General features: G+C 37.2%; 13 protein-coding genes and 1 pseudogene. 3 read left to right on the top strand and 11 right to left on the bottom strand.

Going from position 1 to position 15,527, the window contains the following annotated elements:
* Nucleotides 1–53: 53 nt before the first annotated feature.
* From HMPREF2937_RS12680 to HMPREF2937_RS12710, 7 genes are all read right to left on the bottom strand, one after another.
* Complete coding sequence (locus HMPREF2937_RS12680; RefSeq protein ID WP_070864737.1) at nt 54–1,775, bottom strand: ABC transporter permease/substrate binding protein; 1,722 nt, start codon at nt 1,773–1,775, stop codon at nt 54–56.
* Entirely contained in the window at nt 1,768–3,009 is a 1,242-nt protein-coding gene (locus HMPREF2937_RS12685; RefSeq protein WP_023014854.1) for a quaternary amine ABC transporter ATP-binding protein, read from the bottom strand. The genes HMPREF2937_RS12680 and HMPREF2937_RS12685 overlap by 8 nt, the downstream gene beginning before the upstream one ends.
* 207 nt (nt 3,010–3,216) lie before the next feature.
* Nucleotides 3,217–3,957, bottom strand: coding sequence for an SDR family NAD(P)-dependent oxidoreductase (locus HMPREF2937_RS12690; RefSeq protein WP_070864738.1), 741 nt, complete (start codon nt 3,955–3,957; stop codon nt 3,217–3,219).
* Between the two features lie 124 nt (nt 3,958–4,081).
* Nucleotides 4,082–4,606: a VOC family protein gene (locus HMPREF2937_RS12695; RefSeq protein ID WP_002480262.1), complete on the bottom strand. Its 525-nt coding sequence runs from the start codon at nt 4,604–4,606 to the stop codon at nt 4,082–4,084.
* 232 nt (nt 4,607–4,838) lie between these two features.
* Nucleotides 4,839–5,462, bottom strand: a complete 624-nt coding sequence (locus HMPREF2937_RS12700; protein WP_070864739.1) for a LysE family translocator — start codon at nt 5,460–5,462, stop codon at nt 4,839–4,841.
* A gap of 186 nt (nt 5,463–5,648) precedes the next feature.
* A complete protein-coding gene (locus HMPREF2937_RS12705) occupies nt 5,649–6,008 on the bottom strand; it encodes a cupin domain-containing protein (protein ID WP_002480260.1) in 360 nt (119 codons plus the stop codon).
* Nucleotides 6,009–6,020: 12 nt separating this feature from the next.
* Nucleotides 6,021–6,977: an NAD(P)-dependent oxidoreductase gene (locus HMPREF2937_RS12710; RefSeq protein WP_070864740.1), complete on the bottom strand. Its 957-nt coding sequence runs from the start codon at nt 6,975–6,977 to the stop codon at nt 6,021–6,023.
* A 295-nt stretch (nt 6,978–7,272) separates the two neighbouring features.
* Here HMPREF2937_RS12710 and HMPREF2937_RS12715 point away from each other — a divergent pair.
* A pseudogene (locus HMPREF2937_RS12715) lies at nt 7,273–7,853 on the top strand (histidine phosphatase family protein).
* 86 nt (nt 7,854–7,939) lie between these two features.
* Here the strand turns inward: HMPREF2937_RS12715 and HMPREF2937_RS12720 are convergent.
* Together HMPREF2937_RS12720 and HMPREF2937_RS12725 are read right to left on the bottom strand one after the other, a co-directional pair.
* A complete protein-coding gene (locus tag HMPREF2937_RS12720; RefSeq protein ID WP_002480257.1) occupies nt 7,940–8,179 on the bottom strand; it encodes a DUF896 domain-containing protein in 240 nt (79 codons plus the stop codon).
* A 4-nt stretch (nt 8,180–8,183) separates the two neighbouring features.
* On the bottom strand, nt 8,184–9,137 hold the full coding sequence (locus HMPREF2937_RS12725) for an LLM class oxidoreductase (RefSeq protein WP_070864741.1): 954 nt from the start codon (nt 9,135–9,137) through the stop codon (nt 8,184–8,186).
* 344 nt (nt 9,138–9,481) lie between these two features.
* Between HMPREF2937_RS12725 and HMPREF2937_RS12730 the strand changes: the two genes are divergently transcribed.
* Nucleotides 9,482–10,162: a type 1 glutamine amidotransferase domain-containing protein gene (locus tag HMPREF2937_RS12730; protein ID WP_002480255.1), complete on the top strand. Its 681-nt coding sequence runs from the start codon at nt 9,482–9,484 to the stop codon at nt 10,160–10,162.
* A 116-nt stretch (nt 10,163–10,278) separates the two neighbouring features.
* Here HMPREF2937_RS12730 and HMPREF2937_RS12735 read toward each other — a convergent pair whose 3' ends face one another.
* A complete protein-coding gene (locus HMPREF2937_RS12735; protein WP_002480254.1) occupies nt 10,279–11,016 on the bottom strand; it encodes an NAD-dependent protein deacylase in 738 nt (245 codons plus the stop codon).
* 222 nt (nt 11,017–11,238) lie between these two features.
* On the opposite strand from HMPREF2937_RS12735, the gene HMPREF2937_RS12740 reads away from it, so the two are divergent.
* Nucleotides 11,239–13,194, top strand: coding sequence for an LPXTG cell wall anchor domain-containing protein (locus HMPREF2937_RS12740; protein WP_083326956.1), 1,956 nt, complete (start codon nt 11,239–11,241; stop codon nt 13,192–13,194).
* Between the two features lie 80 nt (nt 13,195–13,274).
* On the opposite strand, the gene HMPREF2937_RS12745 is transcribed toward HMPREF2937_RS12740, so the two are convergent.
* The gene (locus HMPREF2937_RS12745; RefSeq protein WP_070864742.1) at nt 13,275–15,476 is read right to left on the bottom strand and encodes an amidase domain-containing protein; all 2,202 of its coding nucleotides are present in this window, start codon (nt 15,474–15,476) and stop codon (nt 13,275–13,277) included.
* Nucleotides 15,477–15,527 lie beyond the last annotated feature (51 nt).

The raw sequence follows: 15,527 nt of genomic DNA on the forward strand, positions 1-15,527 counted from the left end.
TTATCTCATCAACCGAATTTATTATAGAGCCTAAAGTTTATGACTATACAATCTTATTTCTCTTTCCATTTGTCTACTTTATCTCGATTGTTTTCAATCCATTCGCTTGTTGCTTTTTCTGGATCTTTACCATCTTCAATTTCTAACATAATAGATTCCATATCTTTTACATCCCATTTGAAATTGTCTAGGATTTTATAGGCTTCTGGCATATCTTTTTTTAATCCTTTACGTGTCATCGTATGGATGCTTTCAGCTCTACCCATAGTTCCTTTTGGATCATCTAGATATTTTAAGTCGTAACGTTGGAAAATCCAGTATGGACTCCAACCTGTAATCACGATTTCATCTTTATTTTGAACAGCTCGTTTTAATTGTGCGTTCATTGCACCTGTAGAAGAGATGACTTGTTCCCAACCTTTTAAGTTAGGGTATGATTTGATTGTTTTGTCTGTGGCCTTAACAATCCCGGCACCTGGTTCTATACCTGTTATTTTTTTCTTAGCTTGATTGTCTAAATCTTCTATAGAGTCTACATCCATGTATGAAGGAACGACAAGTCCAAGCTTAGCTTTACCGTCAATATGTGGCCCTAAGTCATCTAAATCGTCTTTGAATTCTTTATATTGTGCTTCATGTGTGACAGGAAGCCATGGTCCAGTCATAGCATCCGCTTCTCCTTTAGCTACAGCTTCCCAAACCACAGGGATATCTAAAGATGTTGTATTAACTGTGTAACCTTCTTCTTCTAGCACTTGTTTCATCACGTTTGTTGAAACAATTTGATCATCTTGTTGCGCATAAGCTAACGTGATTGTACCTTTGTTTGAAGATTTAGTTGGTGAGAAGAAAACAGAAAGCAAAATAACAATTAAAGCAATAAGTGCAATAATGCCTGTGATAATCCATTTTTTCTTTTTACTCATTCTAGTGCTTTTAGGACGGTTTAAAGCTTGAGTGAAGCGGTCGATAATAATAGCAAGGACTACAATTCCAATACCGAACACAAAACCGTTACCGACTTCTGAACGTTGTACAGCAGCTAAAACACCTTGCCCAAGTCCAGGTGTCCCAATCATAGAAGCAATAACTACCATAGAAAGTGTTAACATAATCGTTTGGTTAATACCTGCGAATATGTTTTCTTTTGCCATAGGTAAATCAAGTTTAAATAATCTTTGCCATGCAGTAGAACCGAATGAATTAGATGTTTCTACTAACTCTGTAGAGATAGAACGAATCCCTAAGTTCGTCATTCTGACTGTTGGTGGCAATGCGAAGATAACAGATGCGAAAACCCCTGGTACCATACCGATACCAAAGAATGCGACAGCAGGGATGAGGTATACAAACCCAGGCATTGTCTGCATAAGGTCTAATATAGGTTTGATAATTTTTTCTACTGTATCACTTTTAGACATCAGGATACCTAAAGGTACTCCGATAATAACAGCGACTAAACTGGAAATAATGACCAAAGTGATTGTATTCATTAAATCGGTCCACATATCTTGGTTATAAATAAACAGTAAGCCGACTAAAGTGAATGCGGCAAAGCCCCACTTACGTTTGAATACAAAGAAAGCTGCGATGACTAAGATAGCCATCATAACAAAAGGAGGAATAGCTGTTAGAATCATAGTCATGAAGTTCATCACTGCTTCTCCAGCAATCCTTAATACTGTAAATAAACCTGACAGATGATCAGTCAGCCAATCTACGATAGCGTCAATCCATTCTGCAAAAGGTAATTGTTTCATTGAAAAGTTAAGCATCTGCATTCACCTCTTCTTTCTCAGAATCAGAAGAAGTATCTGTTCCCACAGTGATATTTTTAGTGCTCATTGCCCCAATAACACTACCTCTGACAACGACACCAATCACACGTTCATTCTCTTTACTTACTACTGCAAGCGGTGCAGGGGAGTTATAAATAATATTGAAAATATCGCTAACGAACATGTCTTTATTAATTTTTTGAACGTTATCATTCGTAACATCCTTTAAAGATAGACCTTTCTCTCTGGCTTCTAATGCACTTTCAGCAGAGATACTACCTTTTAGTTTACGGTTACGATCAATGGCTAGCAGCATGCTGACTTCTTCTTGACGCATACGTTGTAAGGCTACGTTAGGGCCTTCTGTTTCGACATTAATCGTAAGTGGTGGTTCCATAATATTTTCTGCAGTCAGTACTTTAGAACGGTCAACATCTTCCGTAAATTCTTTGACGAAGTCATTGGCTGGATTCGTTAAAATTTCTTCACCAGTACCAATTTGCATAATTTTTCCATCACGCATTAAAGCAATACGGTCACCAATACGTAAAGCTTCATTCAAATCATGGGTGATAAAGATAATAATTTTCTTTACTTTTCGCTGTAGTTCGAGTAAATCATTTTGCATATCTCGACGGATAAGAGGGTCAAGTGCTGAGAAAGCTTCATCCATCAATAATATTTCAGAATCATTTGCGAGTGCACGTGCTAGACCTACACGTTGCTGCATTCCGCCAGAAAGCTGATTAGGATATTGATCCTTAAATGAAAGTAATCCAGTATCTTCTAGAGCTTTTTCTGCTTGTTTACGGCGTTTTTCTTTTTCTACACCCCGTATTTCTAATCCATATTCTGCATTTTCTAATACAGTACGTTTAGGAAATAAGCCGAAGTTTTGGAAAACCATATTGACTTTAGTCCGACGCACCTCGCGTAATTCATTTTTAGACATTTTTGATACATCATCTTCATTTATGTACACGCTTCCTGAAGTAGGTTCAATCAAACGATTAATCAAGCGGACTAATGTAGACTTACCACTACCGGAGAGTCCCATAATCACAAATATTTCTCCGTCCTCTACATCAAAGCTTGCATCGTAAACACCAACAGTGGCACCTGTTTTTTCTAAAATTTCTTGCTTGGAATCTCCGTTTTTAACCATTTTAAGTGCCTTTTGGCTATTTCTGCCAAAGACTTTGGTCAAGTTCCTTACACGAACTCTGCTCAAAGTTAATCTCCTCCATTTTAAAAATCATTTTCTTATTTAATGTTACCATATTAATTAGATGAAACAACTTTCTTAGTGGTACAAATAAATAAAAATAAACAATAATATACTTGTATATTTTTTGCTTATATAGTAAGAAAGCACTGTATAAGGCTGATTAAATCAGTTATACAGTGCTTTTAAAGCTTATTTTCTTAATTCATTATTTTATCTTCCTACAGTCCAACCGCCATCTACATTAAGTTCAGCGCCTTGGACATAAGCTGCTTCATCAGAAGCAAGGAAGACTGCAGCTGATGCGAGGTCTTCTGGTTTACCTGCACGTTGAGCTGGAATGTCTTTTGTACGTTGTTCATCAACACCCTCTGTCATAGGTGTCTCAATAAATCCTGGTGATAAGAGGTTGGCGCGGATACCTTTAGAGCCAAAGTCATAGGCAAGTTGTTTAGTGAAACCAGCAATCGCATGTTTTGTAGTGACATACGTACTGCCGCCGACACCTGCCATAGATGAACCTTGTGAACCTACGTTGATGATGACACCGCTATTATTATCTAAGAATGTCGGTAATACAGCGTGTGTGAATAGGTAAGGGCCTTTTACGTTGACGCCCATTAATAAATCAAATGTGTCTTCGTCTGTTTCTAAAGCGTTTTTATAACCATCATGCACACCAGCACCATTGTATAAGATATCAATTGTGCCGAATTGATCTTTGATTGTTTTAACCGCTTCTTCCACCGAATCTTTAGACGTTACATCTACGCCTAACGCTAGACCTTTGCCGCCATTATCTTCAATCGCTTTGAGCACTTTTTCGCCTTTCTCTTTATGACGATTGACAATCACAACTTTAGCGCCTTCAGCTGCGAATCGTTTTGCGACTGCTTCTCCAATACCTGAAGACCCTCCAGTAATGATTGCGACTTTATTATCTAATTTACCCAAAGTAAATCACCTTTCTTTAAAATATACAGTATATCCATTTTAAGATATGACCGACTTAATATCATCAAAACAGCTTAGCTGATATATTCTATGTGTCACGATTCAGATATCTTAATTTCATAGTTTAATCTTCTTTAGGAATAAAGACCTCAGCTTCACTATCTTCAGGATAATAGTAACCATTTGGGATAGTTTGAAGCTCGATTAAGCTGCCCCATGGTGCTTTAATGTAAATAGTTTCGTTTCCGACAGAATCTTCATAGCGTGTATTCTCATGCGGTTCAGAAACAGGTTCGCCACCTGCTTCTACCATACGCTCGAGTGCTTCTTCAAAATCGTCGACATAAAAAGAAAGATGCGTAAACCCAATATCTTGAAGCGCAGCGGGTGCTTGTTGATGCGCATGGACAAACTCAAACATTTCAATATTCGGGCCATTACCGAAAACCATCATACGCTTTTTAATGATTTTAGCGCCTGACTCAAGGTCTAAGAAACGTTCTACATCATTACCGCCACGAGGTTGATCCATTTCTGTTTGACTATCGTAAGCCACCTTACCGTCTAAAGCTTCTTTGAAAAAACGTGTTGCTGCTTCAATATCCGGCACAGTTAACCCGATATGATTAATTCCTCTTGTAATCGCCATTTAATCACTTCTTTCTTAATCTATCTCTCTATTTGTAGTATTACCTGACTTGTGTCTATTATGCTTAAAGTATTCAATAAATATATAAATGACAGTAAAAGTATGTTTGTAAAATTATTAGTTGACGTTCATCATCCATATTAACATAATCGTAAATATTTATAGTGATTAACGATTTATAAAGCTTTTCAAATCATAAAACGCAGGTCATTTTAAATAACCTGCGTGTAAATTAACGTTCAAATTTTAAAATACTGATTGCCAGTCCGATTAAAATGACACCGACGACATAGTCAAATACCATTTTGAAAGTAGGTTGATTGAAGAGTTTCTTGATATGTGTGAATAAGAAACTGCATATGAAAAACCAAATAAAGACCAGTGCGATAAAGAGTGCTGATAGGGCGATAATTTTTAATGAACCTTCGCTTTTAGTCACAAACTGCGGCAAGATAGATATGTAAAAGAGAATCGCTTTAGGGTTTAAAATCGTGCTCATAAAGCCTTGTCTGAACGATTTAAACAAACTGATGTGTCTGATAGGGTAAGTTGATGACGTAGTAATATGGCTTGCCTTACGTGCGTTTAAGATAGTTTTCAAACCTAAGTAAGCAATATAAACAGCACCAAGAAACTTAATCGTGATGAACGCATAATATGAGCTCGTTAAGATAAAGATTAAACCAAGTGCAGCAATCGCAGAGTAGACGACATGTGCAGAAGAAATACCTAATGCAGCCATTACGCCATTTCTAGTACTGCCTTTCATTGTATTCGTAGCCACGATGAAGAAATCAGGACCAGGAATAACGATAATCAGCAATGAAATTAAAATGAAACTGATCAATGAATCCATAATCGAGCACTCCCTTTAAAATTGTAATGCCTCTATCTTAGCATGTCTTATCACGCTATGAGACCGGAAATTTAAAATCGTATCAGAACATAAAAAAGATGAATGACATTATGGGTGGTAATATCATTCATCTCAAGTTGGGTTAGGTTATGGTTTATTTTAAGATAGTAGTTTTGGTTGGTTTACTTAGTGTTCGTATGGAATAAAGTCTAATGGCATAGGTGTTGCGAAACCAAGCATAATAAAGTCTTCGTCTCCTGTATTCGTCATCCCGTGTGCTTCGCCAGGTAATGATACAATGATGTCGCCCGCTTTGATAGTTCTTTCCTGACCGCCGTTCGTATAGAATGTGCCTTCACCTTGTGTCACAATCCATACATCATCAGCGTTTTGGTGGGTATGACATTGTAGAGATTGACCTGGTTTCATGCACCAAACGGCACCAGCTGAATGTTCAGATTGATAAAAGACTGTCTTTTGTGCTGCTTCCTCAGAGAAGCGTGGTAGATCTTTCATGTTAAAAAAGCGTTGGTGTGTGTCGACCATTGATTATCACTCCTATTTATTTACAATATAATCCGGTGTGTCACCTGTGAGCGCTTTGACAACGTTACCTGCGGCAATTTCAGCCATCATATCACGTGCTTCAAATGTCGCATTTCCGATATGTGGTGTAATGACCACGTTATCCATAGATTTTAGTTCTTCAGTAATTTCTGGTTCGAATTCGAAGACGTCTAATGCGGCACCTTCGATTAAACCATCTTGTAAAGCTTTAACTAATTCAGCTTCATATACGATTGGACCTCTAGATGCGTTAATCAAGTACGCTGTTGGTTTCATTTTTTTAATTTCGTTATAATCAATCATGTGACGCATGCTTTCGTTATAAGAACAGTTGATTGCGACGAAGTCAGCTTCTTTTAACAGTTCATCTTGTGATACATAGCGTGCACCAAGTTCTTGTTCTTTCTCTTCATGTCGAGATGGACCAGAATAAAGAATATCCATATCGAAACCTTTTGCGCGGCGAGCAACTGCTGAACCGATTTCACCTAGTCCGATGATACCGATAGTTTTGCCTGAGACTTCACGTCCGCGGAAGAAGAGTGGAGACCAGCCGTTGAAGCCTTTTGTGCGGCATAACTGATCGCCTTCAGGGATGCGGCGTGCTACCGCTAATAAGATCCCCATTGTCAGGTCAGCTGTTGCGTTAGTTGAAGCAATCGGGGTATTAGTAACATCGATACCACGTGCTCTAGCTGCTTGAATATCAATGTTGTTGAACCCCGCACCATAGTTTGCGATAATTTTTAAGTTCGGTGCAGCTTCAATAACTTTTTCACTTACATTTGTAGATAATAAACTGATTAAGCCATCAGCATCTTTAATACGTTCAATCAATTCATCTTCAGTGATTAATTTGTCCCCAGTGTACATATCTACGTCAAAATGTTCTTTAAGTTGATTTAATCCCGCCTCTGGAATCGCACCTGCTACTAATACTTTTGTCATATTCAATCGCTCCTTTTAATTACTTTGTGAAAACTTTCACAATCTTTATCTATAGCTTATCATGGAATCAGAATATTAGAAGTGCATAAAGTGCTAAACTCACACCTCTATTTTGTGCGAAATGAACAAAAGTGCTACATAATCAGATGAAACCACTAAAAGATGTATCAAAATCGTAAAAAAGTATAGCACTCACTATGTCATAGATTCGATATGATGAAAGGGAACATCAATCATTTTTAGTACAAACAAAGACACACTGATCATGAAATGACTAAAATGAGGAGCAGACAACATGAAAAAGACTTTGTATTTAATCAGACACGGACAAACGTTATTTAATAAGAAACATCAGATTCAAGGTGCTTCAGATTCACCGTTAACAGAACTAGGGAAACAACAAGCTGCACAAGCGAAGCTGTATTTCGATCAATTAAACCTGACAGATTATGAATTATTCTCTTCTACACAAGAACGTGCCTCTGACACGTTAGAAATTTTATTTCCAAATGAACCTTATACAAGATTAAAAGGGATTAAAGAATGGAATTATGGATTGTTTGAAGGAGAGCCGGAATTATTGAATCCGCCACATCAAATGGCGTAGTTGATTTTGGTTCATTCTTTGCGGCTTATGGCGGAGAAACGATGGAAGAAGTTCAAAAACGTACTGTGAAGACATTACATCGTGTATTAAAAGAGACGACGCATCGTAATGTAGTAGCAGCGAGTCATGGCGATATCTTATTTTTATTTGCGCATTATTGTTTGCCGATAGAAGCGGTAAAACAAATAAAGATTACCAATTGTTGTATTTTAAAATTTGAATATGAGGATGAAACTTTTACATTTGTAGAAGCAATTCATCCTGCTTAATCCAAAGAAAAAAGGGTTGGACGACTCCATCAGAAGCGTCCAACCCTTTACTATTTTAGGTTTGCTATTCATCTATTTTAAAATTTTTATTCAGGTTTTAAGTCTAAAGTACCCATTTCTTCGCGTAATTCATAAATTTTATCTGGTGTTACGTCTTCGCCAAGTGGATCTACAACTTTCAATGTTGAGAATGTGCTCACAACTTGGCCACGAATCATTTTAAGGTATTCTTGTCTTAATTCATGTTGTTCTTGTTTTTCTGAAGTGCTCAATACCATTTCTTTTTCTTTATTAGCAAGTTCATTAATTCTATCTAAAATTTTCATATTATTATTGTTCCTCCTTGATTTCGTTTGGTGGGAAATGTGGAATCACATAATCGCCCAATTCTTTCATAATATCTTGGTACGTTCTTTCATGTGTGACTAATTTCAACATGATATGGTTTGTACCAATACGTTCATATGCTTTTAATACATTGATTAAAGTATTTCTGCCTAATCTATAGCCACCCTCAATGGGTTTGATTTTTTCATTCGGATCTTTTGATAAATCTAATGCGAGTGGATGCATGAATGGTTTGAATACATCATTATCATGCCAAGCTTGTAGTAAAGCTTTCTGCATTTGGAATTCTTGGGGATAAAACATCCAACCATCCATATTTTCTTTAATCCAGTCTAAATCTTGTTTCGCATTTCCCGTCGCAAAAATCGGGATATGGTGATGTTTTGGTAAAACTTGCAAACCAGAATCCTCATATAGCTCAAAGATTGAGTTTGAAATGTTTGGAGAATGGTCTTGCCACAGTGCATTCAAAGAAGAAACAGCATCTCTGAAATGATTATGCAAATTCTTCTCCTCGACTTTGAAAGCTGGAAACTCGAAAGAACGGTCTCCAGTTGCCAGTCCCATTAAAAATCTCTCGTTTGACACCAAGTCAAGAGTAGCGGCTGCTTTAGCAACGTGAATTGGATGACGTAATGTCGCAACAATACTAGCTGTTCCGAGAACAATTTTATTCGTTTTAGCACTGAGGTAAGTTAAAAATACAAACGGATCGTAGTTTGTCGTTACTGGACCTAAGTGCGGACTATATAATGGGTTATCTCGCACAAATAGGCTTGTAAATCCAAGTTCTTCAGCATACTGCGCTAATTCTGCTTGTTGATCAAACGACAATGCGATTTTTTCAGAGTTATCAAAAGGAATGCTTAAACCTAAGGTTAAATGACCCTTTTGAAACGTCCGCTTGAAACCATTGTGTTGTTCGATTGTTGTCACGTCTATCCCTCCTAACTTGATTAATCTGACAAACTTTAGTTATTCTAACCAAGTTGTCTACAATTATTCTACAACGTATACACAACTAACACAAACCTTATGCTCACGCGGTTTATCGATTTAGTCAAAAAAGGTCAAAAATGTTGATTTGACGCGGTTTTAAAATAAAAAACAAAAATAAAGCGTACAACTTTTAAGGGGTTTTTTAACAACTATAACGATGTGAACGAAATTAAATTTCTGAATATCAACGTTGTTAAAACTGATCAGCAGTGAACATTTTAATTGTGAGCTATGATTAATCAATTCCAAATCAGTGAATAAATAGAGAGAGGTGAAGCGTAATGAAAAAAATTCTAATAGCAGTCACAAACACATCAAAATATCCAGATTTACCACGTCCAACAGGTGCTTGGCTTGGAGAAGTTGTACACTTTGCGGACGAGTTCTATAAAGCAGGTTATGAAATTGACTATGTAAGTCCTAAAGGTGGGTTTGTGCCAATTGATCCCGCAAGTTTACAAGAAGACTTTATGTCTGATGTAGATTGGAAGTATTATACAGATCATCAATTTATGACACAGTTAAATGAATCATTGAAACCAGAAGAAGTAAATCCAGATGATTATGAAGTGATTTATTACGCAGGCGGCCATGGTGTTGTATGGGACTTTGAAAAAGATAAAGGTCTCATTGAATTAGCTGAGAAAATTTATTCTAACGATGGCTATGTCACAGCTGTTTGTCATGGTCCAGCAGGTTTATTAAACATTAAAGATAATGGCCAAAACTTAATTAAAGGTAAGAAAGTCGCAGGCTTCTCTAACAGTGAAGAATCACAAATGGGTGTTACAGATAACTTACCTTATTTATTAGAAGATGCCTTAATTGATAAAGGCGCAAGCTATGAGAAAGGTGACGACTGGTCAAACTTTGTAGTCTCAGACGGTCGATTAATCACAGGTCAAAACCCTCAATCAGCCCAACAAGTTGCGTTAGATACGCTGAAAGCTTTAGGAAAATAAAAATGAATGAAGACTGTCCGTTATTAAGGACGTCTAAATTAAGATAAACAAAACCCTCTGAGTATGAAGTTTATGCTCAGAGGGTTGCTTAATACTATGAGATTAACCACTTTGGATTAATCTATTTTATTGAGTTCGTTGATGACATGTTTCATATCATCATGAATGACTAAATCTGCGTCACTGTCATAAGGTGTCACATCTTTATTAATGATGACAAGATTTTCACCTTCAAAGTTTGAGATTAAACCAGAGGCAGGTTGTACAACGAGTGATGAACCTAATACAACGAGTGTATCGGCTTGTTTGATTTTGCTGATTGCGCTCATAATTGTCATTTGGTCTAACATTTCGCCATATAAGACGATATCTGGTCTGATTGGACTGCCGTCTTGTTCACTGTTACGTAAATGATGGTCGATGACGTAAGGTTTTGAATACTCATCGTTAGGGTTGTTGATGCTGTAGAAGCGGTTTAAAGTACCGTGTAGCTCATCTACATTTTCACTGCCTGCATCTGAATGCAAACCATCAATATTTTGTGTGATAACACCGAGTGAACGATTTTCTTTTTCTAACTGTGCAATCCATTCATGCACATTATTCGGTTTTTTATCCGCAAATAATAAATACTCATGACAGAAGTCCATAAAGCCTACAGGGTTATCTTGTAAGTAGTCATGGCTTAATAAATATTCCGGAGATAAACCTTTTTCTGCGACAGCTTCATATAAACCGCCGACAGAACGGAAATCTGGAATACCACTCGCAACAGAAATACCTGCACCTGTGAAAAAGACGATTTTATTCGAACTGTCAATAATCTCTTTTAATTGCTCAATTTTAGCATTCACACTGATCACTCCATTAATTATTCAATACATCTCGTGTATTGATACTCATATTAATTCTAAGATTAAGGGGATGTTTAAGCAAGTTTCCATAGTGTGAAAACATAAGCAACTATTAATGTAAGTATATATTAAGAAATCGTATAAAAAGTGAGTTTCCTCTTTGAATGATAGGTGTAAACTAATATAATGATAACTGTATAGTGATGAGGAAAGGTGAAGTGAATGAAAAAAGAGAGATACCCTGATTTAAATCATAAAAATAAATTAAGCCATTCATTTAAGTTTTCAAGTGCTGTTGTATTGTTAAGTACGACATTATTAAGTTATAACTTAACGTCTGCACCTACTGTGGTTGCGGAAGATCAGACAGGTGTCAAAGCTACACAAAATTCTAATACCACAACACTCAAGTCGCGTATAGAAGCAGCAAAAAAAGAAATCGATCGTATTAAAACAATGAATGACAGTGACAAAACTAAATTCAAAACAGATATCAGTAAGGCTGAGCGTGTATCACAAATAGACGCAATCTTAAAAGATGTGAAAGAGAAAGAAGCACAACTTAAAGAAGAGAAAGCAACTTCTGATTTAGAGAAAGACAATAAAACACAATCCAATACATCTACTCAAAATGATGAACAATCAGCTTCACTATTAAAAGAAGACGCAAATCGTTCTGAGACACAACCTGAATCTAAACCCACTCAAGGTACTGAAGAGACTGCTGTGTCAGATCGATTAGAAAAAGTGCGTGAAGATTTAAACCAAGCTTCACAACAAGCACAATCAAGTGATTCAAACCCTTCATCACAAGTGGCAGATGCGCAATTAAATCAGGAAAAAGCCAATCAAAGTATTGATGCATTTATCTCAGATTTAGAAGCACTTTCTCATAAAGTTGATAACGGGAAACTAAATGATGGTGAAGCGGACCGTTCTGACAATGAGGAAACTAAAGCGAACGAAGAGAATACACAAGCTTCACAAGCATTGAGTACGCTTAGACAAGATATTGACCGTGTGACGACTGCACGAGAAACAACGAAACAAGATTTAGACCAATATGTCCAAAATAAAGAAGCGAATCTGCAAACGTTAGAAAACAGATTAGCTGAACGCAGCGAGATCTCACAAGATAAAGCACAACAGTTAAAAAATGAAATTGAGAAAACAAAAAGCAGTCTGAAACAACAAGATGCGATTATTTCAGACCATTTAAAATCAGCGTCTGATAAAAAACAAGCTGTTAAAGATATTATCGGCAGCACTGTAGATGAACAAAGTGCACAACAACTTATTGACCGCATTGATACAAAAGGTAAAACAGATGCGCAAATTGCGAGCCAAGTGTTGAGTCAATTAGACGGACTCGGTTCATTCACAAGTGACAGCTTGCTTCAATCTATGTTTGATAAAGCGGATGATAAAGAAGCATTAATTCAAACACTGTTATCGACGAAATTTGATAAGAACGAAGCGGCAGATATGGCACGTCAAATTATGGCGAAACGTCCAGATAGTGCTGAACTCGTTCAACTATTAAAACAACGCTACGGTTCAGATGTTTCAGCGGATGAAATTATCGGCAACGTGATTGACCAAGCACATAATAAACGCCAAGCGATTGAAACGATTTTAGCCACAAAATTCAATGATGCGAAAGCACGTGCATTGGCGAATGTGATTGCGAAAAAAGACGATGCGAAAGCTGAATTGTTAAGTGTCCTCAAATCAGGACTTGATCAACCGCTTAACGATTTACTTCAAGCGGACCGTGATATCACGCGATTAAAATCAGGTATCCGCCATATCTTTGACCCGTTAAAAGACACACCAAGCTTGCTAGGTCAGTCTAACGGTAGTCTACTAGATAAAGGCTTATTAGGTGGTAAATCTGGTTTATTCGGTGGACCGAGTCTATTAGACAAGTTAGCGAATGGTGGCAGCGTATTAGATAGTATTCCTGATATTCCGAACCCATCACAAGGTCGCGCATTATCATTAGGCAGTTCATCTGATGATTTCTTAAGTGGGTTATTTGATGACGAAGGTAACTTTGATTTACCTGCTACAGGTGAAATTGCGAAGAAATCTGCTTTACCATTAGGTGTTGCGTTAATTATCATCGGCGGCGGTCTTACATGGTTTGTGAAACGTCGTAAAGCGAAACAATCTTAATCAATCATAATCGAGTTAAAACAAATACGCTCCATTCAAAACCAGTTTCTTGGTTCTTTGAATGGAGCGTTACTTTTGTATTATTTATCTTGTCCTTCAATATAACTTAATTCTGAAGCATCCTCTGCGTCGATTGTTCTATACGAAATCACACCTAAACCTTGAACGTTAGATTCAGAAATCACAATCGAACCATCACCGTTTACTTTTTCTACGAAAGCAACATGACCATAGATACTGTCTGCACCTTGTTGGCCAGCCTCAAAGACTACTGCAGTATGTGCTTTAGGTGTAGAAGAGACGTGGTAACCTTTACGTTCTGCACGGTTATTCCAATTACGTGCGTCACCTAAATCACCGCTGATTGTTTTGTTGAATTGCGGCATACGGTTGTAGACATACCATGTACATTGACCGTGTGGATAAGGCATATTGTCTGTAGTTTCCGCAAACGGTTTGAAGTCGCCTTCATGATCTTCATCGCTTGGTTGATAGTCTGCAAGGTCTGGCATTGTTTTCTTATCAAAGCGCGTTAAATCATAATGCTTAATCAAACTATTTAATTTATCTGCGTAGCGTGTATCTGTCGCATACGTACGTGATAAATGTCTTGTCGCATCACGATACGTGGCTGCTTCACTTTTCCAAGTCGGTTGATAAATTGTGGGATTGCCGTCGATACCGTTTTTGATTAAGTCTGCATAATCTTCAAGTGATTCTTTTTCACTTGGGTAACTGCGGAAGGCGGCTGAAATTTGATACATACTGCTTCCACTGTCTTCTAATGTATTGAAGTTTGCGGAATGCCCTTTATAAGCCCCTTTAATTCCGAACAAATTATAGTGCGGTGCACGCGCTAATGTACTGTTACCTGAATCAGATTCTAAAATCGCTTGCGCAATCATTACAGAGGCATAGATATCTTCATCTTGGCCGACGCCATGGGCATCTTTCGCAATCGTTTTAATAAAGTCTCGTGTGTCTTTATTTTCAGTTACTGCGATGTCACCAGATTCACTGTTATCGCTTGAGAGATTTGGTAATAATTCAAATGTCGCAGTTGTTCTGATATCTGAACGGTTTAGACCATCTTCAAAAGATTGTGCTGGTTTTTTCTTATTTTCCAATTGTGCTTTTGAAGGTAATTGTGGGTTAGAAGCATTGCTTGTGTCGTTCTGATTCGATTCTTGTTTGGATGTATCTTCAGATGATTGATTAGATTTGTTGTCATTTTGTTTTTGTGCGTCATAATCTGCTTTATTTTGTTTCGCGTCTTCACTGTATTGATCCAAAATAGATTCTAAGACACGGTCATCTGCTTTAGAAGATGTGTCATCTGTATCTTCTTTAGATTCTGATTGTGTTGAACCAGTTGTGTTTTGGTTATCAGCTGTATCTTCATTGTTTGAATTTGTTTCTGTTTCTTTAGGTTGTGTCGTTTGATTAGCGTCATCAGCTTGTTTTGGTTGTGCTGAGTCTTTGTTTTCTGTTGGTTGTTCAGTATCTGCTTGTTTATTATTTGTGACATTGTTGCTGGCTTCGTCTAGTTTATTAAAGATATCTTGGTCATCTTGAGAAGCTTCAGGTGTTGTATTTGAAGATGTGTCAGATGACTGTTCTTGGTTAGAAGGTGTATCTTCTTTAGGTGTTGTTTCGTTTGATGTAGTTGTACTGTCTTCTGATTGTTTGTCTGTTTCAATTGGTGTTTCTTCAGACGGTGTTTTTGTTTGTGACTGTCCTTGATAATAGGTTTCATTTTTATTATCTAAAGCGTGTTCATTGCTAGCGTTAGAGTCGCTTGTCTCTTGATTGGTATCCGTAGTTTCAGAACGGTTTGAATAACTTGGGAAGAGACGGTTGAATAGGCTTTCGAAGCGGCTAGATGAATCTCGCTTCGGTGTAGATTTGAAGAAGTCTAATGTATGTGCGTCATAATCTGATTCAACCTCATTTCGTGTTGTGTTATCTGAAGGTGTTGAAGATGTACCTTTTGATTGTGTATTTGTTTCAGACTCTGACTCAACGTCATCTTTCTCATCTGATTTTAGAGATGTGTCTGAATCAGATGATTGCGTTTTGGATGCTTTATGTGGTTTAGATGTTTCTTTTTGATTTTCTTGTGTGTCTTGTTTAGTGTTTGAGGCACGGTCTGAAGATGATGCATCAGACTGTGAAGGTGCCGTGACTTTATCTGTTGTTTCTGCTTGTACATCACTTAAAGGGAAGGATGGAACTAACAATGAAGTAGAAAGCATACAGACCAATAGTTTTTGTTTCTTCATGGAAATACCTCTCTTAAAATATATTAGTTTACTGTGTACAAACGGATGTTT

The organism is Staphylococcus sp. HMSC061G12, assembly GCF_001838465.1.
Classification (GTDB): domain Bacteria; phylum Bacillota; class Bacilli; order Staphylococcales; family Staphylococcaceae; genus Staphylococcus; species Staphylococcus simulans.

Excerpts from the sequence above, each read along its gene's own strand:
- HMPREF2937_RS12705 (WP_002480260.1), bottom strand. The coding sequence starts at position 6,008 with ATGGTCGACACACACCAACGCTTTTTTAACATGAAAGATCTACCACGC.
- HMPREF2937_RS12695 (WP_002480262.1), bottom strand. The coding sequence starts at position 4,606 with ATGGCGATTACAAGAGGAATTAATCATATCGGGTTAACTGTGCCGGAT.
- HMPREF2937_RS12680 (WP_070864737.1), bottom strand. The coding sequence starts at position 1,775 with ATGCTTAACTTTTCAATGAAACAATTACCTTTTGCAGAATGGATTGAC.
- HMPREF2937_RS12730 (WP_002480255.1), top strand. The coding sequence starts at position 9,482 with ATGAAAAAAATTCTAATAGCAGTCACAAACACATCAAAATATCCAGAT.
- HMPREF2937_RS12720 (WP_002480257.1), bottom strand. The coding sequence starts at position 8,179 with ATGAAAATTTTAGATAGAATTAATGAACTTGCTAATAAAGAAAAAGAA.
- HMPREF2937_RS12745 (WP_070864742.1), bottom strand. The coding sequence starts at position 15,476 with ATGAAGAAACAAAAACTATTGGTCTGTATGCTTTCTACTTCATTGTTA.
- HMPREF2937_RS12710 (WP_070864740.1), bottom strand. The coding sequence starts at position 6,977 with ATGACAAAAGTATTAGTAGCAGGTGCGATTCCAGAGGCGGGATTAAAT.
- HMPREF2937_RS12740 (WP_083326956.1), top strand. The coding sequence starts at position 11,239 with ATGAAAAAAGAGAGATACCCTGATTTAAATCATAAAAATAAATTAAGC.
- HMPREF2937_RS12700 (WP_070864739.1), bottom strand. The coding sequence starts at position 5,462 with ATGGATTCATTGATCAGTTTCATTTTAATTTCATTGCTGATTATCGTT.